Raw genomic sequence first — 16,793 nt, 5'->3', positions numbered from 1 at the left:
TAAACGCCGCCGTATGAACGGGCACCGGAACAGGCACTGGCCAAGGCGGGCGTGGCCTACAATCGCCGCCATGTCAGTCCATGTTTTCCCCGCCGACCTGCCCGCGCCCGACGCGTTCGCGCGCACGCTGTCCGACCGCCTGACGGCCTTCCGGCACGTCGAATGGGTCGACCGCACCGGCAGCACCAACACCGATCTGCTGGCGCGCGCGCGCCAGGCACGGGCCATCGACAAGCCTTGGCTGCTGGGCGCCCACGTGCAGGAAAGCGGCCGCGGCCGCGCCGGCCGCCCCTGGAAAAGCCGTCCCGGCGCCACGCTGGTGTTCTCGTGCGCGTTCGACGTGCATCTGCCGCCAGCCGCCCTGCCCGCCCTGTCGCCGCTGGCCGGCATGGCCCTGTGCGAGGCGTTGCGCCCGCTGGCCGGCGCCGCCGCGGCGGACCTGTGCGTCAAGTGGCCCAACGACGTGCAATGGCGCGAAGGCAAGCTGGTCGGCGTGCTGATCGAATCTTCCCGCAACGCCGGCGGCCCCGAGGCGGGCCACACTGTCGTCGCCGGCATCGGCGTGAACCTGCACGATGCCGCCCTGCTGTCGCAGGCGCTGCAGCGCCAGGTGGCCGACTGGAGCCAGATCGCCGAGGCCTCGGAAGCGGCCGGCGCGGACGCGGCCACCTCGGCCGCCGACATCGTCTGCGCCGTCGCGTCGTCCCTGCACGAGACCTTCGGGCAGGCGGCCGACATCCTGGCCGGCGCCTTCGCCGAGCGCTATCGCCGCGTCGACGCGCTGGCCGGCCGCGCGGTCAACGTGCTGGACCAGGGCGCGGTGCTCAACAGCGGCGTGGCGCAGGGCATCGACGCGCAGGGCCGCCTGCTGGTCGCCACGCCGACGGGCCTCCTGCCGATCACGGTCGGCGAAATCTCCATCCGGCCGCAAGCATGATTCTGCTCATCGACTCCGGCAACAGCCGCCTGAAGGTCGGCTGGCTCGATCCCGCCGATCCGCGGCGCGAACCCATGGCCGTCGCCTTCGACAACCTGGATCCCGACGCGCTGCGCGACTGGCTGGCTGGCCAGCCGCAGGCGCCGCGCCGCGCGGTGGGCGTCAACGTGGCCGGCCAGGCGCGCGGACAGGCCATCGCCGCGGCCCTGCCCGGCGGCTGCCCCGTCACCTGGCTGCACGCCCAGCCGCGCGCGCTGGGCCTGGTCAACGGCTACGCCCGCCCGCAACAGCTGGGCGCCGACCGCTGGGCCGCGATGCTGGGCGCCCACACGCGCCTGCCGCAGCCGCACAAGCCTTTCGTGCTGGCCAGCTTCGGCACGGCCACCACCATAGACACCGTGGGCGACGACGGCGTGTTCCCGGGCGGCCTGATCCTCCCCGGCCCGGCCATGATGCGCAACGCGCTGAACAAGGGCACCGCCAACCTGCCGCTGGCCGAGGGCCAGGTCAGCGCCTACCCCGTCGACACGCACCAGGCCATCGCCACGGGCATCGCCGCCGCACAGGCCGGCGCCGTGGTGCGCCAGTGGCTGGCGGGCTGCGACCGCTACGGCAGCATGCCCGACATCTACGTGGCCGGCGGCGGCTGGCCCGAAGTGCAGGCCGAGACCGAACGCCTGCTGGCGCAGGCCTGCTCGGCGCTCGGCCCCGCGCCTACCCCGGTCTACCTGGAAAGCCCCGTGCTGGACGGCCTGGCTGCCTGGGCGATGGCGCAACCGGATACCCAGGCATAACAAGGCCCGACCATGCGCATCCTGTTCGTATTGATCCTGCTGGCCAACCTCTGGGCCTACGCCATGAACCAGGGCTGGCTGGGCCAGCCGCCCAACGACGAGGGCCGCACGCCCAGCCGCATGGACCAGGAACTGAACGCGGACCGCGTCACGGTGCTGCCGCGCGGCAAATAGCCGCACGGACGGTATCCGCGATCCGCCGCGACGGTCCGGCCTATCCCGACGATCTCGCCGCGGGGCGGCCTCAGGCATCGGTTTTGACGGGCCGAGCGTCGTCCATGGGGCGAAAACCCCGCGACGCGTCGCCCATGACGCGCGCTCAGCGCTTGCAGGGAAAGAACTTGGCCAGCGCCTCCGCGATCAGCGGCGCCGCCGGCGTGGTCAGGCGCTCGTCCGGCAGGTCTCCCAGCGCGCCCACCACCTTCTGGAAATCGTCCGGGCCCAATCCCTCCGCCTTGCACCAGCGGGTGCCGTGCGTATAGCTGGCCACGCCCAGCACGAAAGCCGCGGCGCGGCTGGCCGAGACCATCACCTGCAGCTCGGGCCGCTTCTCGTCGTGGAATTCGGGCGCCAGCGAGCCATCGATGCCTGCCGAGATGAGCTGCTCTCCGGTCAGTTGCCAATGGGTGGCGGGCGTGGCGGCGGGTGCGGCGGCAGCGGCGGGTTCAGTCGCATGCGCGGCGGCGGGCGCGACCGCTGGCCCTGCACCGGATGCCGCTGCCGACGCAGCGGACACCGGGCCGGCCGCCATACCGAGGCTTGAAATCATTACCGCATACGCCAGAACCCACGTCTTCCTGGAAATCACGCGCACCTCCCCGGACACCTGCCATCGTCGAACGCGGCGGGCATGAGGCGCCACCGCCCGATCGATAGTAGCCCAGGCCCGGCGAGGCTCCGACGCGGTCCCGAGTCGCTCCGATGCGGCTCCGATGCAGCCCCGATGCGGCCTCGGCGCGGCTAGAACCAGCCCTGCAAAGCCTGCATGGTGCGCTGCGTGGCGCCGGCGTGCGCCTCGGTCCAGTACCGCGCCGCGATCCGCATCGCCTGCCGACGCGGCGCGTCGGCCAGCAGGGCCAGCGCCATGTCCACGGCCTCGGCCGCGTCCTGCGCACGCAGCGCCGCGCCGGCCGCCAGCGCATCGTCCACCGCCTGCGCGAAATTGCGGGTATGCGGGCCGACGATCACCGGCGTGCCCGCGGCGCTGGCCTCGATCAGGTTCTGCCCGCCCAGCGGCGCGAAACTGCCGGCCACCACGGCCACGTCCGCCGCCGCGTAGTAGAACGGCATCTCGCCCAGCGAGTCGCCCAGCAGCACGGCGGTATCCGCGCCCGGCGGCGAACCGCCCGCGGAACGCCGCACCGTCGCCAGGCCCGCGGCGCGCAGCTGTGCATGGGCCTGATCGAAACGCTGTGGGTGGCGGGGAATCAGCAGGTACAGCGGCGCGCTGTCGCCGAGCGCGGCGGTTTCGTCGGACGCAGCGGTCTCGCCAGATGCAACGGTCTCGCCGAGCACAGCGGTTTCGCCGGACGCAGCGGTCTCGCCAGATGCAGCGATCTCGCCCGACGCGGCCGCCTCGACATGCTTAGCCCCGCCCAGTTCAGCGGTCTCACTCGGCGCCCGGTGCAGCCCGCGCGCCAGCAAGGCCTCGATGAACAGCGCATCCTCGCCTTCGCGCGTACTGGCCAGCGCGATCACCGGGCGGCCCAGCGCCTGGCGCCAGGCGTGGCCGGCCGCGACCTGCGCGGCGGGCAGGTCCAGATCGAATTTCAGGTTGCCGGTGACGGTGGCGGCCGGCGCACCGGCCTGGCGCAGCCGGCGCGCGTCGTCGTCGGTCTGCGCCAGCACCACGTCCAATCCTGCCAGCGCCTGGCGCAGCGCGCCGCCCAGCCAGCGCGCCTGGCGCAACGACGATTCGGAGAAACGCGCGCTGACCAGTGCCATAGGCACTCGCCGCGCGCGCGCCCCGGCCAACAGATTGGGCCACACCTCGCGCTCGACCAGCAGGCCGCAGCGCGGCGCGTAACGGTCCAGGAAGCGGGCGACGGAACCCGGCAGGTCGTAGGGCAGCCACGCCTGGCGCAGTTGCCCGCTGGCCAGGGCATCGGCGTACAGGCGCGCGCCCTCGGCCCGGCCCGTGGCCGTGGTGTGCGTCAGCAATACGGGAAGGCCGCGTGCCAGCAGAGCCTGCACCAGCGGCTGGGACGCGCGTGTCTCGCCCAGGCTGACGGCGTGCACCCAGACGGGCGCAATCGGCGCGGAACCGGCCGCCTGAGTGCCGGCCAGCGGGTTGCCGTCCGACGAAGCCTCACCCGACGCACCACCCGCGGAATCACCCAGAGCGCCCTCCGACGGACCGCTCCCTGCCGACGCCGCGTCCGCTCCACCGAACCGCCCCGCGGACAGGATGCCCCACTGGCCCCCGGCCTTTCGCGCGCGGCGCCACATCAGCAGCCACAGCAGCGGCGCCAGCAGGCGCAATACCAGTGTGTAGACGCCGCGGCCCATCTCAGCCGCGCCCTCGGCAGCAAACCGCGCCACGGCGCGGCGACAGGCGCGCGCGAGGGGTCATCTCAGACGGCCGCCAGGGCCTGTTCCACCGACGCCATCACCGCCTCGCGCGAGGGCGAGGCGCCGCGGTCGCCCAGGCTGGCCGTGTAGTTCGATCCCACCAGCGGCGTGCGCACGGGAGTGGACGCACGATAGATGCCGATGGTCGGGCGCCCCAGCGCCGCGGCCAGGTGCGTCAGGCCGCTGTCCAGGCCCACCATCATGCGCGAGCCGGCCAGCAGGCGCGCCACCGAGGTCAGGTCCATGCGGGGCATCACCTCGACGCCGTCCATGCCCGCCACCAGCAGCCGCGCGCGCTGCGCTTCCTGCTCGTTGCCGGCCAGTAGCCGCAGCACGCAGCCCGCGTCGCGCAGGCGGCGGAACACCGCGCGCCAGTCTTCCTCGGGCCACAGCTTGTCGTCGCGGCTGGCCGACGGCATGATCACCGCATAACCCGGATCGCGGCTGCCCAGGTGCACGCGCCCGCCGGCGGCCTCGGCCCCGGCGTCCTGCTGGGCCTGCGCCGCCTGGCGCGCGAACTGCTCCAGCCCGAAGTCGGGCTTGCCGCTGGGCTCGTAGCCGAACGTCAGCCCGGCCAGCTTGCGCTGGCGCATGACGGCGGGCTGCCAGAACTCCACGCGATGGCGCACGTTGTAGAACAGCGAGGCCAGCGGCTCGCGCGCCGACCGCCAATCCAACCCGTGGCGCACGCCCTGGGTCTGCCGCACCAGCCAGGCCGACTTCATCAGCGCCTGCATGTCCAGCACGACGTCGTAGGTTTCGGCGCGCAGGCGCTGCGCCAGCGCGCGGCGCTCGGCCCGCACCTGCTCCGACCACCAGGCCTTGCGCCAGCGGCGATGCGCCACCTGGATGACACCGCTCACGGTCGGATGCCAGCCGGGGATGTCGGCGAACGCCTCTTCGACGATCCAGTCGATCTGCGCGCCCGGAACGTGACGCGCAATGTCCGAGATCGCTGGCAGCATGTGTACCAGGTCTCCGAGCGAAGAGGTGCGGACGATGAGAATGCGAAGAGGCATCTAGGGACGGCAACGCGATAAATTTCAGCGAATGTACAACAAGACATGCGCCTGCGTGCCGGCCGCCCAGGTTACGCGCGTTAAAATCCAGGGTTTTGGACGAGGCGTCGCTGCGGCCCCCTCTCCTGCTCCGCGCCACCCCGGCCTGACACACTTTCCCCAGAACACATGAAAATCCTCACGGTATTCGGCACGCGCCCGGAAGCAATCAAGATGGCGCCGGTGGTTCACGCGCTGGCCCAGGCTGCCGATATCGAAGCCAAGGTCTGCGTCACGGCCCAGCACCGCGAGATGCTCGACCAGGTGCTGGACCTGTTCGAGATCAAGCCGGATTTCGACCTGAACATCATGAAGCCGGGCCAGGACATGACGGACGTCACCTGCGCCATCCTGAACGGCATGCGCGGCGTGTTCGGCGACTTCCGCCCCGATTGCGTCCTGGTCCACGGCGACACGGCCACGACCCTGGCGACCACCCTGGCCTCGTACTACCAGAAAGTGGCCGTGGGCCACGTCGAGGCCGGCCTGCGCACGGGCGACCTGTATTCCCCGTGGCCCGAGGAAGCCAATCGCAAGCTGACCGGCGCGCTGGCGCGGCTGCACTTCGCTCCCACCGACACGTCGCGCCAGAACCTGCTGCGCGAGGGCGTCGCCGACACCGACATCGCCGTCACCGGCAACACCGTCATCGACGCGCTGATCTGGGTCAAGCAGAAGCTCGACACCGACACGGCCCTGCGCGATCGCCTGGCCCCGCAATTCTCCTACCTGGACCAGAAGCGCCGCGTGGTGCTCATCACGGGCCATCGCCGCGAAAGCTTCGGCGCCGGCTTCGAGCGCATCTGTCAAGCCATCGCGCAGTCGGCCGCGCGGTTCCCCGACGCCGATTTCGTCTACCCCGTGCACCTGAACCCCAACGTGCGCGAGCCGGTGAACCGCCTGCTCAAGGGCCTGGACAACGTCCACCTGGTCGAGCCGCTGGACTACCTGCCGTTCGTCTACCTGATGAACCGCTCGCACATCATCCTGACCGACTCCGGCGGCATCCAGGAAGAGGCACCCTCGCTGGGCAAGCCGGTGCTGGTCATGCGCGACACCACCGAGCGCCCCGAAGCGGTCGCCGCGGGCACGGTGCGGCTGGTCGGCACCGACGTCGACGTCATCACGTCACAGGTGGCGCTGCTGCTGACCGACGAGGACGAATACCGCCGTATGAGCGTGGCCCACAATCCGTACGGCGATGGGCAGGCGAGCGCCCGCATCCTGGAACGCCTGCGCCAGACCTTCTAGAAAATCCGGCCGCGGGCGCTCAACGCGCAATGCGAAGCGGGCATTGCCCGCCGGAACGCCTGTCGACCCCGCGGACCTTGCCCGCGAGCGCCACCCGCGAGCCGGACATGGCAGTCAGGCGGCGCGTGCGCGCTCGGCCGAACGTTGGCGGCGGCTGACCAGGTCCGCGAAATGAATGGCATATCTGCGGTACGCCACGGCGCGATCCGCGCGCTCCAGGAAGCGCTCGTCCAGGCCCGAGCCGCGACGTTGCAGCACGCGCACCATGGCCTCGCCCAGGCGTTGCTCGAAGGCCGGGTCGCGCGCATCCAGGTAGGCCCCCAGATTCGTGCAGTTCAGTTCGACGATGTCGCCGAACGGCGGAATCACCACCTCGACGTTCGGGTGGTCATAGAACTCATACGCGGAACCCACGTCGGTGATCACGCAAGGCAGGCCATTGGCCACGGCTTCGCCCAGCGACAGGCTCCAGCCTTCCCAGAACGACGGCAGGACGAAACAGTCGGCCGCCTGGTAGTAGGACGCCACGTCCGGATCGAAACCGGCCAGCACCACGTTCTGCTGCAGGCCGTTCTCGGCAATCGCCGCCTGGATCTCGGCCAGGTAGTCCTCTTCCACCGCGCGCCCCAGCAGCAGCAGGCGCGCCTGCGGCGACTGGCGGACCACCGCGGCAAAGGCGCGTACCAGTTGCAACTGCGCCTTGGGCCGCATGATGGCCGCGACGTTCAGGTATACGGGGACGTCGTCGCCGATGCCCCAGGCCTGCCGCAGGCGGGCGCGGTTCTCGGCCACGTGGCTGCGGTCGATCGTGCGGGGATCGATGCCGTTGGGAATCACCTTGATGCGCGTCACGTCCAGGCCCAGCGCCAGGTCGGCATAGCGGGCTGCCGTGGCGGAAACGCATACATAGGAGTCCGTGTCCGGATCCGCCTGCAGGTGCGCGTGCACGTCGTCGGGACCCAGCCAGACGTACGAGTTGTGCACCGTCTGCACGAAAGGAATGCCCAGGCCAGCGCAGATGTCCGCGCCGAACAGGCTGTAGTGGGCGTTGACCACGTCGACGCGCTGCGCGCGCAGCAGTTCGGTGTAGGCCTGCTGCGAGGGACGCTTGCCGAACGAGTGCAGCGTCAGTCCCGCCTGGCGCGCCGCCTGCGCCGCATGGCCCTCGCGGCCCAGCACGGCAATGCTCACGCGATGACCCAGGTCGCGCAGGGAGATCGCGAGGTCGATGACGACGTTCTCCAGGCCACCCTGCACGAAGTCGTCGACCTGCAGCATCACGCCCTGGCCCGCCGGCGGCAGCAGCCGCTGCGGACGCTGGCGGGCCAGCTCGTCGGGCTGGCGCGTGGCGTGGAAGAACAGGCGGTTCCTGGCGTAGGCCTGCAGGCCGGACAACGCCTGGCCCGACGAGATGTCGAGCACGGGGCAGCGGGACAGCAGCCGCATGCGCGCGGCGGATGCGGCGTCGGGCGCCAGCGCCAGCGCGCCGGTGGACAGGGCATCGTGCGCGCGGACGTAGTCGGCCCGCTCGTCGTTCAGCAGCACCACCAGCGCCCCGGCATCGCGGAAACGATGCGGCGACCGCGCCACCGTGGCGATGCCCGCCACCACGACCAGGCGGGCACCGCGCGGCAGCTCGCCATCCTGAGGCAGCGGCTGCATCTGTCGCGCGGCCACGCCACGGCGGGTCAGCCATCTGCGCGACTCATCGTCCACCAGGTACGACAGGGGCTGGCGGTAGAACGCGGCGCGCTCGCCTTCGTACGTCATCAGGCGCTGCACCTTCTCGAGGATGCGATGCTCCTGGGCCTGCGCGCTGAGGGTGTTGTCGTGCACGCGGTAGCGATACAGGAAGGCCGTCTTCTCGAGGTGCCGGATCGGAAAGAAGGCGTTGATGCGCATCCAGTAGTCGTAGTCCTCGATGCCCAGCTGGGGATCGTAGTCGCCGAAGCAGCGGCCGATCCAGCCGCGGTACATGAAGCAGGCGCCGATGAAGTTGTCCTGCACCGTGTTGAGCATGTCGGTGTTGCGCGGCAGCTCGATCTCGCCGGAGGCCACATTCTTGCGATTGTGCGCGCGCCAGGCGGGGTCCTGCAGCAACTCGCCGCGGTCGTCGATGGCGTAGTAGTCGGCGTACGTCATGCCGATGGTGGGATCGCCGCGCAGGCGCTCGACCAGCATCTCGAGCATGCGCGGCTCCATGATGTTGTCCGCCGACGTCCAGGTCCAGAACTCGCCCTGCGCCAGGTCGAAGCCATTGGACAGCGCCTTGGGCAGGCGCTGGTTCTTCTGCGTGTAGACGCGCACCCTGGGATTCGACAGATAGGGCTGCAGGACCTGCTCGACGCCATCGGACGAGCCGTCATTGACGATGATCAGTTCGAAGTCCTGGTACGTCTGCGCCAGCACGCTGTCGACGGCCTCGGTGATCAGGTAGGCCTGGTTGTAGACCGGCAGGATCACGCTGACCAGGCCGGGCACCAGGCCACAAGCCTCCGGCCGCATCTCGACCCCGCCCACCATCTTGCCGACGTCCAGCACCTTGCGGTGGCGGTTGCGGCGCTGCAGCCATGACACCACGGCCAGCACCCTTGCCTTGGCGCGCGACTTCACGCCATGGGACAACGGCAGCCGCTTGCCGACGAATCGCGCCGCGCGATACAGGAAGACGCCCACCTGCCTAGCGACCGAAGCCGCACCTTTGTTTTCCATGCCTACGCTCATTTTTTCGGGGAGATTGATTTCGTCGATCGATGCCCGGTCACCCTCCGGCAGGCCACGCGCCCGCCAGTAGACGCCGGGCCATTCAACCCTGCTGCTGCGACGCCTGCCAGCGCCAGCCGTCGCGGCACATTTCCCGCACGTCGCGTTGCGCCGTCCATCCCAGCAGCGCTTTCGCCAGCGCTGGGTCCGCCCACGTCGCATCCAGGTCGCCGGGGCGGCGCGGCTGGATGCGGTAGGGGACTTTCTGTCCCGTGACGCTTTCGAACAGGCTTATCATTTCGAGCACACTGGTGCCCTGGCCGGTGCCCAGGTTGATGGCGCGGAATCCGGGGCTTTGCGGCCTGGCCGCGTACTCCAGCGCGCGCACGTGGCCCGCAGCCAGGTCGCACACGTGCAGATAATCCCGCACGCCCGTGCCGTCGGGCGTGTCGTAGTCGTCGCCGAACACCTGCAGCTCGGCGAGGCGGCCCGCCGCCACCTGCGCGATGTAGGGAAACAGATTGTTGGGAATGCCTCGCGGATCCTCTCCGATCAGGCCGCTGGGGTGCGCGCCGATGGGATTGAAGTACCGCAGGCTGATCGCGGTGAAAGCATCGTCCGCCTGGCACTGGTCCTGCAGGATCTGCTCGACCATGGCCTTGGTCCACCCGTAGGGATTGAATGGTCCCAGCGGATGCGATTCGTCGAACGGCAGGTGTTGCGGCTGGCCGTACACCGTGGCCGATGAACTGAAGACGATGTTGCGCACGTCGGCGCGCTGCATGGCCTGCAGCAGCGCCAGGGTGCCGCCGACGTTGTTGTCGTAGTAGCGCAGCGGCTGGGCCACCGACTCGCCCACCGCCTTGAGCGCGGCGAAATGCAGCACGGCCTGGACGGGCTGGCCCTTGGCCGCCTGCCCCGCGAACAGCGCGTCCAGCGTCGCGGCATCGCGCACGTCGCCTTCGACACAAGGCACGGGCTGCCCGGCGATCCGCTCCACGCGCGTCAGCACGTCGCGACGGCTGTTGGAGAAATCGTCCAGCACCAGGGGTTCGAAACCGGCGGCGATCAGCTCGACCAGGGTATGCGAACCGATGAATCCCGCACCTCCGGTGACCAGAATGACAGAAGACATGGCAAGAATCCGTTTATGGCCTAGCTGCGGCCAAACAGGCGGCCCAGCCGGCGCAACGGCCCGGTCAAGGCCCAGGACGTGGACGCGCGGATCTGCGCGAGTTGGGCTTCCAGATCCTTGATTTCCGCGGCGCGCGACCCTTCGATCTGTTCCAGCCGGGCGCTCAGGGCGGCCAGTTGTCCGGAAATCGTCCGCAGCTGCTCGTGGCTTTCGGCCTGCTGCTGGCGCAAGCCGTCGAGCTCCGGGTCCGGACCGGCACTGTGCTTCGCCAGATCGGCCTCGCCGCCGTTGGCCTCGAAACGCACGTCGGCAAGGTGCAGGTTGGCGGTCTGCAGCCATTCGGTGCGCGCGTATACCAGGATGATCTGGAACCCGTGCCAATGCGTGGGCTGCAGGTTCCGGCAGTCCTGGACCGCCGCATGGGCCAGCACCCATCCCGCCGCGGGCGTCAGCGGGATGTTCTCGGGCAGGAAGCTGAAGAAATGCTCATCGATGCGATCCCTCTCGAGAAAAGGCAGCGCCAGGGTGACACAGCGCCGCGCGCGCGCCATGAGTCGCGGCAGCACGTCGTACGGCCGGGTGAAGTGCTCCAGCGTGTTGGACGAGAACACGATGTCGAAGGTGTCGGACACCTGCGCGTCCTGGGCCAGCCAGTCCTGCGCCTCGAAGCGGATCGCGGGATACGCCTGTCGCGCCTTCTGGATGGCGCTGTCGGCGAAATCGACGCCCGTCACGTTCTGCGGACCGAACAGGCCCGCCAGCACATCCGTGCCATCGCCCTGGGCGCAGCCCCAGTCGCACAGCGTCCAGCCGTCCTGCTTCTGCTGCTGGACCAGCCACGACGGCAGATTCTCGTAGGCGACGTTCGAGAAGAAGCGCGACTGCTCCTTGCCCTGGTTCACTTCCCAGTCGGCATCGAAGCGGCCGTTCCAGTATTCCCGGCTATTGATGTCAGTCGGCGGCATGCTCTTTTCCGTCAAAGTATTTCTCGATGGCGGGTTGGAAGACGCCCATCATGGGCCCGTCGGCGATCACGGAAAAATACTGTGCGCCTTCGATGTATTCGTAATAGCTGGTCGACTGCGGCTCGGCGCTCTCGATGGCGGCCACCAGCAGATACCGGCCCGGGACCAGGTGATTGACGAACGCGAAGTTGAGGACGCACTCGGCCGATCCGGGATCGGGGCGCAGCGCGGGATCGTGCCGGGTCGAATCGACCAGCAGGTCCACGCCCTTTTCGTTCTTGATCGAGAACGCGACACTGACCAGGCTGGGATCGACGTTCTGCGGCAGCCGGAACGCGATCTTGATGCGCACCGGCTCCCCCCAGTTCAGCAGTTCCTTCTTGCGTCCGTTGGCGGACACCACCGCGGCATAGCGGATCAGGCCCACCTGCGATCCCCAGTGCGCGGCAGGCTTGTCATCCAGCGTGAAATTCGCGTCGCTGGCTTCCTTGACGTCGGCCTCGGCCTGCGCGGGCTGCACGGGCGAATCGGGTTTCTCGTCGGCCGGCGCGTCGTCGTACAGGAATTCGGCGTAGCGGCCGGTGACGGACGCCACTTCCCCCTGCATGCGCAGCTTGCCGCGATCCAGCCAGACGGCGCGCTGGCACAGGTTGCGCACCGAACCCACGTCGTGGCTGACGAACAGCACCGCCGCGCCTTCCTGCTGGATCTCCTTGATGCGGCGCATGCACTTGAACTGGAAGCGGGCATCGCCCACCGACAGCGCCTCGTCGACGATCAGCACTTCCGGCGTGGTGTTGATGGCCACGGCGAAGGCCAGCCGCACGTACATCCCGCTGGAATACGTGCGTACGGGTTGATCGATGAAATTGCCGATGTCGGCGAAGGCGGCGATGTCGTCGAAACGCGCTTCCGTTTCCGCGCGCGTCAGCCCGAGGATCGAGGCGTTCAGATAGACATTCTCGCGGCCGGTGAACTCGGGATTGAACCCCGCGCCCAGCTCCAGCAGCGCCGCGATGCGGCCGCGCGTCCAGACCGTGCCGGTGCTGGGCGTCAGCGTGCCGCAGATGATCTGCAGCAAGGTGGACTTGCCCGACCCGTTGCGGCCGATGACGCCGATCGTCTCGCCGCGTTCGACCTGGAACGACACGTCTTCCAGCGCATGGAACTGGCGGTAGTACTGGCGCCTGCCGAACGACATCATCTGCAGCAGCCGGTCGCGCGGCTTGTCGTACAGGTTGAAGGTCTTGCCGAGCTGCTCGACCGAGATGGCCAGGTTGTCAGAGGACATCGGCGAAGCCCCTCCGCGTCTGTTGGAACCAGGCATAGCCCAGGGACGCCACGATCAGGGCGACGGCCGTATAGAGCCCCCAGCCCAGCCAGTCGACGCCGTGCCCCCAGAACAGCACGCCGCGCACCTGCTCGACCATCATGGTCAACGGGCTGAGGTGCAGGAACCAGCGGTACTGCTCGGGCAGCACGGACGGAGAATAGAAGACCGGGGAGACGAACATGAGCACCGTCGTGAGGATCCCGATGAACTGCGTCACGTCCCGCAAAAACACGCCGAGCGCGGCCAGGAACCAGCTCACGCCAAGGATCATGATCGCCAGAGGCAGGACCACCACGGGGAACAGCAGCACCGTGGCATGGGGCACGCCATAGAAGATCACGTAGAACAGCATCCAGACCGCCAGGCTGATTCCCAGGTGGAACAACGCCGATCCCACCGCCACGCACGGCAGGATCTCCAGCGGGAACACGACCTTCTTGACGTAGTTGACGTTGGACAACACCAGCGAGGGCGCCCGATTGATGCATTCCGCGAAGAAATTGAACACGATCAGGCCGGCGAACAGCACCAGGGCGAATTCGGTGCGCGACTCGCTGCCGCCTGGCCAACGCGCCTTGAAGACCACGCTGAACACGAACGTGTAGACCAGGAGCATGAAGACCGGATTGAAGAACGACCACAGCAATCCGAAGGCCGAGCCGCGGTAGCGGCCCACGACTTCGCGCCGGACCAGGCTGGCAATCAGTGAGCGATGCTTCAGGATCGATGCGAACAGGGCCATGGGCGAGGCCCGGTGGCGCGTGGCGGGATTGACGATGTTCGGTCTGCTTTGACTCATTCTGAGGCGGCCGGCGCCGGTGGATTCGAGTTGTATGGTGCTGCGCACAGGAACGCGGCGGAAATGGCCGTGCGTGGGACCCGCAAGGCACGGCCGTACCGGCACAAGGGCGGCCGCTACGTCCGAGGGCGCTGTGGCCGCATTATAGGCCGGCCCACGCGGGGCGATCGGCACGCCCGGACTGCCTGGCGCCTCACCCCGAGCGCTTCTTCAGCGCAAGAAAAACATAGTGCAGGAACAGCCAGGCGCTGTGCAGGACGGAAAGCCGAAGATGGTCGCGATAGATCCTCCATTGCCACGCCATGGCGCGCAGCTTGTTGGCCGAACGCGATCCGCGCAGCACGCGGTAGGATGCCAGCGGTCCGTCGAACGGCGTGGCGGCGGCCGTCCGGGCCCGGCGCATCGCATCCAGCCAGAACAGGTAGTCTTCGTGGCCCGCCGTCACGAAACGCAGGTCGCCCAGCTCGGATCGCCGGAAGATGCCGGTCAGGTTGCCGATGAAGTTCGAGCGCAGCATCGCGCGATAGTCGATATGGGCCGGCGGACGCACGTCCCCCATCGCCTGGCCGGTCTCGTCGATCCGTCGATAATGGCCATAGGAAACCGCCCCTCTGGTCTGGTCCAGGAATGCCACCTGCGCCCGCAGCTTGCCCGGCATCCACAGGTCGTCGCTATCCAGGAACGCGACGTATCGGCCGCGCGCCAGGTCCAGGGCCCGGTTGCGCGTCGCGGCCACGCCCAGGTTGCGAGGATTGCGGACATAGCGGATACGCGCATCGCGCGCGGCGTAGGCCTGGACGAGGTCGGCCGTGCCGTCGCCGGAGGCATCGTCGACCACGATCAGTTCCCAGTCGGCCTGCGTCTGGGCGATCACGGAATCGATCGCCGCGGCGATGTAGCGCCGTGCATCGTGCGTGGGCATGATGACGGATACCGCGGGCGCGCTATCCGGCATGCGTTTCTCCGAGCAGCAGGCGTATCCGCGAGACGTAGACGCCTTGATAGTGCTGCTGCAGGTAGGAAGCATAGCGCTGGTCCCAGATCGCGCGCGCTCGCGCGCCGCGCTGCAGGATCTGCGCCGCGTCGAGCGTATCCAGCCAGGCGGCGATGGCCTCTCGTCCCTCCGGCAGCGCCCAGCCCGTCCCGTCGGCGCGTACACGCTCCCCCGGGGGGGTGCCCTGCGTGGTGGCCATGGGCCGTCCCAGCATCAGGTGTTCGTAGTACTTGTTCGGCGAAGCATGGGCATGGTTGGGGACCGACAGATAGTAGAAACCCACCAGGACGTCCATGCCGGCCATCAGCGCCAGCCCGGACCCGCTGGACATCGCGCCGTGGAGATGCACGTTGCCGCTGCGCGCCGCGACGCTGGCGACGTGATCGGCCAGCCCGCCGTAGCCGGCGATGTGCAATTCGACGTCGGGACGCCCGCCACAGGCGGCCAGCAGGTCCTCCAGGCCACGGTGCCGGGGCTCCAGCACGCCGAAGTAGCCGATCTTCCACGGCGCAATCGCGTGCGGCGGCGCGGCGGCGCCCACCTCTGCCTGGGGCACGTTCTCGAGCACCACCACGTTGGACTGCCGCGGTTCCAGCCGATGCTGGGCGCGCCGCTCCTCGCTGGCGATCAGGGTCAGCGCCGCATGGCGCGCGATGCCGCTCTCCAGGGCATCGATCAGGCGGCCCGGCAGGCCACCGATATTGCGCACGGCCGTGTATTTGTCGTACAGGTCGAATACCAGGCGGCGACGGAATACCAGGCAGAACAGCCAGGCCGCCACGGCCGTATCCAGGTCGACGGCATGCACGACGCGCACCTGGCCGCGCAACGCCATCAGTTGCCGCAATACGTAAAGGTTCCAGCCCAGCAATGCCAGCAGATTGGCCCACCCCGCTCCCAGGCGCGCGCGTCGCTGGTAATAGTGGGACCCGTCCGGCGCGACGGTTTGCCGGCCGTCCTTGTTCCAGCCGATGAACCGGTAAGGCAACCCCGCGGCGCCCAGTGCCTGGAAATACTTGCCCAGCCGCGCGTCGAACTCCGCGATATAGGAGCGGACGAAAACGATCATTTATCTTTGGGGCCGAAATAACCGCGCCGCTTGTGCTGCTTCTGGATGATCATCCAGCGCGGCATGCGGAACAGCACCAGGCGACGGTACAGCACGACATAGGTCACCGAAAAGGCGAATACGCAGAGCATCAGCACGATCGGCATCTGCCAGAACAATACGGCGGGGATCACCCCCAGCGACGACAGCAGCCAGAGATAGGGGGACGTCAGCGCATTGCGCTGCGTCAGGTGCCTGACCTCGGCCGAGCCCACCGCCCAGCGCACGACACGCTTGTACACGAGCATGTGCAGGTGCACGCCGTCCGGCGCCCCCGGCGACACGCCGCGCAGCAATCGTTTGCGGTAAATCGAGAAAAGGGTTTCGAAAACCGGATAAATACACAGCAGCAGCGGAAACCACGCCGATACTTCGGGATGGCGCGCCAGCATCAGCACCGACATTTCGCCGATCATGAAACCCAGGAAATACGCGCCGCCGTCGCCCAGAAAAATATGGCCGTTGGGATAGTTCCATAACAGGAACCCGACGATACCCCCCAGCATGCCCAGCGCGAGAATCACCAGCAGCCGGTCGCCGAGATAGAAACTGACATAGGCGAAGCCGCCGAAAATCATGGCGGACACCACGGCGGCCAGGCCGTTATAGCCGTCGATGATATTGATCGCGTTCGCCGCGCCGCTGACCGCCACCATGGTGAACAACAGCGATACCAGGCCGAAGCCCAGCAGCCAGTCCAGCCCGATAATGTCCACGCGCGTCACGGCGGCGCCCAGCAGGTAGTAGGCGAGCAAGGCCGACAGCATGGCAAGTCCCAGGCGGACGACGACACGCACCCGCTTGGTCAGGTCCTCGGCCAGCCCCCCCGCGAAAGCGGGGACCGACGCCCCGAGCAGCAGCACCAGTTCCGGCAGCACCTGCGGCTCGCGCTGGGCTGCCGCAATACAGGTGGCCACCATCGCCGCCACCAGCGACAGGCCCCCGATGCGGGGCACGGGCTTGGCGTGGTACTTCTGGACACCCTCCAGGTCATGGTCCCCCGTCAGGGGAGCATGCCAAGCGCTGTATCGAAGCACCAGGACCGTGAATATCAGCGATACGAGAAACGCTACCAGTAAATAAAGCATACAAAGGGAATCGGTCGGCGGGGCGCGTGCATGGCCCCGGATTGTAGTGGGCGGACG

Annotated in this window: 15 protein-coding genes; 4 read left to right on the top strand and 11 right to left on the bottom strand. The window is 68.5% G+C overall.

What is annotated here, in order from left to right:
- The first annotated feature begins 70 nt into the window (after positions 1 to 70).
- Genes FS845_RS06135 through FS845_RS26455 form a run of 3 tightly spaced genes read left to right on the top strand, consistent with a single transcriptional unit; the run spans position 71 to position 1,905 of the window.
- Positions 71 to 937, top strand: coding sequence for a biotin--[acetyl-CoA-carboxylase] ligase (locus FS845_RS06135; protein ID WP_144631454.1), 867 nt, complete (start codon positions 71 to 73; stop codon positions 935 to 937).
- On the top strand, positions 934 to 1,731 hold the full coding sequence (locus FS845_RS06130; protein ID WP_144631452.1) for a type III pantothenate kinase: 798 nt from the start codon (positions 934 to 936) through the stop codon (positions 1,729 to 1,731). The genes FS845_RS06135 and FS845_RS06130 overlap by 4 nt, the downstream gene beginning before the upstream one ends.
- 12 nt (positions 1,732 to 1,743) lie before the next feature.
- Positions 1,744 to 1,905, top strand: a complete 162-nt coding sequence (locus FS845_RS26455; RefSeq protein WP_186332182.1) for a hypothetical protein — start codon at positions 1,744 to 1,746, stop codon at positions 1,903 to 1,905.
- 145 nt (positions 1,906 to 2,050) lie between these two features.
- On the opposite strand, the gene FS845_RS06125 is transcribed toward FS845_RS26455, so the two are convergent.
- From FS845_RS06125 to waaC, 3 genes are all read right to left on the bottom strand, one after another.
- Entirely contained in the window at positions 2,051 to 2,500 is a 450-nt protein-coding gene (locus tag FS845_RS06125; RefSeq protein ID WP_144631450.1) for a Rap1a/Tai family immunity protein, read from the bottom strand.
- 191 nt (positions 2,501 to 2,691) lie between these two features.
- Positions 2,692 to 4,239 carry a 3-deoxy-D-manno-octulosonic acid transferase gene (locus FS845_RS06120; protein ID WP_144632762.1) on the bottom strand — a complete coding sequence of 516 codons (1,548 nt, stop codon included), beginning with the start codon at positions 4,237 to 4,239 and terminating at the stop codon, positions 2,692 to 2,694.
- A 65-nt stretch (positions 4,240 to 4,304) separates the two neighbouring features.
- Entirely contained in the window at positions 4,305 to 5,321 is a 1,017-nt protein-coding gene (waaC, locus tag FS845_RS06115) for a lipopolysaccharide heptosyltransferase I (RefSeq protein ID WP_144631448.1), read from the bottom strand.
- 168 nt (positions 5,322 to 5,489) lie between these two features.
- Here waaC and wecB point away from each other — a divergent pair, with 168 nt between their 5' ends.
- Positions 5,490 to 6,611 carry a non-hydrolyzing UDP-N-acetylglucosamine 2-epimerase gene (wecB, locus tag FS845_RS06110; RefSeq protein WP_144631446.1) on the top strand — a complete coding sequence of 374 codons (1,122 nt, stop codon included), beginning with the start codon at positions 5,490 to 5,492 and terminating at the stop codon, positions 6,609 to 6,611.
- A gap of 114 nt (positions 6,612 to 6,725) precedes the next feature.
- Here wecB and FS845_RS06105 read toward each other — a convergent pair whose 3' ends face one another.
- From FS845_RS06105 to FS845_RS06070, 8 genes are all read right to left on the bottom strand, one after another.
- Positions 6,726 to 9,323, bottom strand: a complete 2,598-nt coding sequence (locus tag FS845_RS06105; RefSeq protein WP_186332181.1) for a glycosyltransferase — start codon at positions 9,321 to 9,323, stop codon at positions 6,726 to 6,728.
- Between the two features lie 94 nt (positions 9,324 to 9,417).
- Positions 9,418 to 10,449, bottom strand: coding sequence for a UDP-glucose 4-epimerase GalE (galE, locus tag FS845_RS06100; protein ID WP_144631442.1), 1,032 nt, complete (start codon positions 10,447 to 10,449; stop codon positions 9,418 to 9,420).
- Between the two features lie 20 nt (positions 10,450 to 10,469).
- A complete protein-coding gene (locus tag FS845_RS06095) occupies positions 10,470 to 11,414 on the bottom strand; it encodes a class I SAM-dependent methyltransferase (RefSeq protein WP_144631440.1) in 945 nt (314 codons plus the stop codon).
- The gene (locus FS845_RS06090) at positions 11,401 to 12,705 is read right to left on the bottom strand and encodes an ABC transporter ATP-binding protein (RefSeq protein ID WP_144631438.1); all 1,305 of its coding nucleotides are present in this window, start codon (positions 12,703 to 12,705) and stop codon (positions 11,401 to 11,403) included. The genes FS845_RS06095 and FS845_RS06090 overlap by 14 nt, the downstream gene beginning before the upstream one ends.
- Positions 12,695 to 13,546 (bottom strand): ABC transporter permease, encoded by an 852-nt coding sequence (locus FS845_RS06085; RefSeq protein WP_186332180.1) that lies wholly within the window; start codon positions 13,544 to 13,546, stop codon positions 12,695 to 12,697. The genes FS845_RS06090 and FS845_RS06085 overlap by 11 nt, the downstream gene beginning before the upstream one ends.
- A gap of 193 nt (positions 13,547 to 13,739) precedes the next feature.
- Positions 13,740 to 14,501, bottom strand: a complete 762-nt coding sequence (locus FS845_RS06080; RefSeq protein WP_186332179.1) for a glycosyltransferase family 2 protein — start codon at positions 14,499 to 14,501, stop codon at positions 13,740 to 13,742.
- On the bottom strand, positions 14,491 to 15,609 hold the full coding sequence (locus FS845_RS06075; RefSeq protein WP_144631434.1) for a glycosyltransferase family 4 protein: 1,119 nt from the start codon (positions 15,607 to 15,609) through the stop codon (positions 14,491 to 14,493). Before FS845_RS06075 ends, FS845_RS06080 begins: the two co-directional genes overlap by 11 nt.
- The gene (locus FS845_RS06070; protein ID WP_144631432.1) at positions 15,606 to 16,736 is read right to left on the bottom strand and encodes an MraY family glycosyltransferase; all 1,131 of its coding nucleotides are present in this window, start codon (positions 16,734 to 16,736) and stop codon (positions 15,606 to 15,608) included. The genes FS845_RS06075 and FS845_RS06070 overlap by 4 nt, the downstream gene beginning before the upstream one ends.
- Between the last annotated feature and the right edge of the window lie 57 nt (positions 16,737 to 16,793).

It is taken from the genome of Bordetella genomosp. 13, assembly GCF_007679965.1.
Taxonomy (GTDB): Bacteria; Pseudomonadota; Gammaproteobacteria; order Burkholderiales; family Burkholderiaceae_B; genus Bordetella.
Note: the sequence above shows the minus strand (reverse complement) of the source record. Positions and strands in the feature narration are given on the sequence as shown.

Excerpts from the sequence above, each read along its gene's own strand:
- FS845_RS06135 (WP_144631454.1), top strand. The coding sequence starts at position 71 with ATGTCAGTCCATGTTTTCCCCGCCGACCTGCCCGCGCCCGACGCGTTC.
- FS845_RS06130 (WP_144631452.1), top strand. The coding sequence starts at position 934 with ATGATTCTGCTCATCGACTCCGGCAACAGCCGCCTGAAGGTCGGCTGG.
- FS845_RS26455 (WP_186332182.1), top strand. The coding sequence starts at position 1,744 with ATGCGCATCCTGTTCGTATTGATCCTGCTGGCCAACCTCTGGGCCTAC.
- FS845_RS06125 (WP_144631450.1), bottom strand. The coding sequence starts at position 2,500 with ATGATTTCAAGCCTCGGTATGGCGGCCGGCCCGGTGTCCGCTGCGTCG.
- FS845_RS06120 (WP_144632762.1), bottom strand. The coding sequence starts at position 4,239 with ATGGGCCGCGGCGTCTACACACTGGTATTGCGCCTGCTGGCGCCGCTG.
- waaC (WP_144631448.1), bottom strand. The coding sequence starts at position 5,321 with ATGCCTCTTCGCATTCTCATCGTCCGCACCTCTTCGCTCGGAGACCTG.
- wecB (WP_144631446.1), top strand. The coding sequence starts at position 5,490 with ATGAAAATCCTCACGGTATTCGGCACGCGCCCGGAAGCAATCAAGATG.
- FS845_RS06105 (WP_186332181.1), bottom strand. The coding sequence starts at position 9,323 with ATGGAAAACAAAGGTGCGGCTTCGGTCGCTAGGCAGGTGGGCGTCTTC.
- galE (WP_144631442.1), bottom strand. The coding sequence starts at position 10,449 with ATGTCTTCTGTCATTCTGGTCACCGGAGGTGCGGGATTCATCGGTTCG.
- FS845_RS06095 (WP_144631440.1), bottom strand. The coding sequence starts at position 11,414 with ATGCCGCCGACTGACATCAATAGCCGGGAATACTGGAACGGCCGCTTC.
- FS845_RS06090 (WP_144631438.1), bottom strand. The coding sequence starts at position 12,705 with ATGTCCTCTGACAACCTGGCCATCTCGGTCGAGCAGCTCGGCAAGACC.
- FS845_RS06085 (WP_186332180.1), bottom strand. The coding sequence starts at position 13,546 with ATGAGTCAAAGCAGACCGAACATCGTCAATCCCGCCACGCGCCACCGG.
- FS845_RS06080 (WP_186332179.1), bottom strand. The coding sequence starts at position 14,501 with ATGCCGGATAGCGCGCCCGCGGTATCCGTCATCATGCCCACGCACGAT.
- FS845_RS06075 (WP_144631434.1), bottom strand. The coding sequence starts at position 15,609 with ATGATCGTTTTCGTCCGCTCCTATATCGCGGAGTTCGACGCGCGGCTG.
- FS845_RS06070 (WP_144631432.1), bottom strand. The coding sequence starts at position 16,736 with ATGCTTTATTTACTGGTAGCGTTTCTCGTATCGCTGATATTCACGGTC.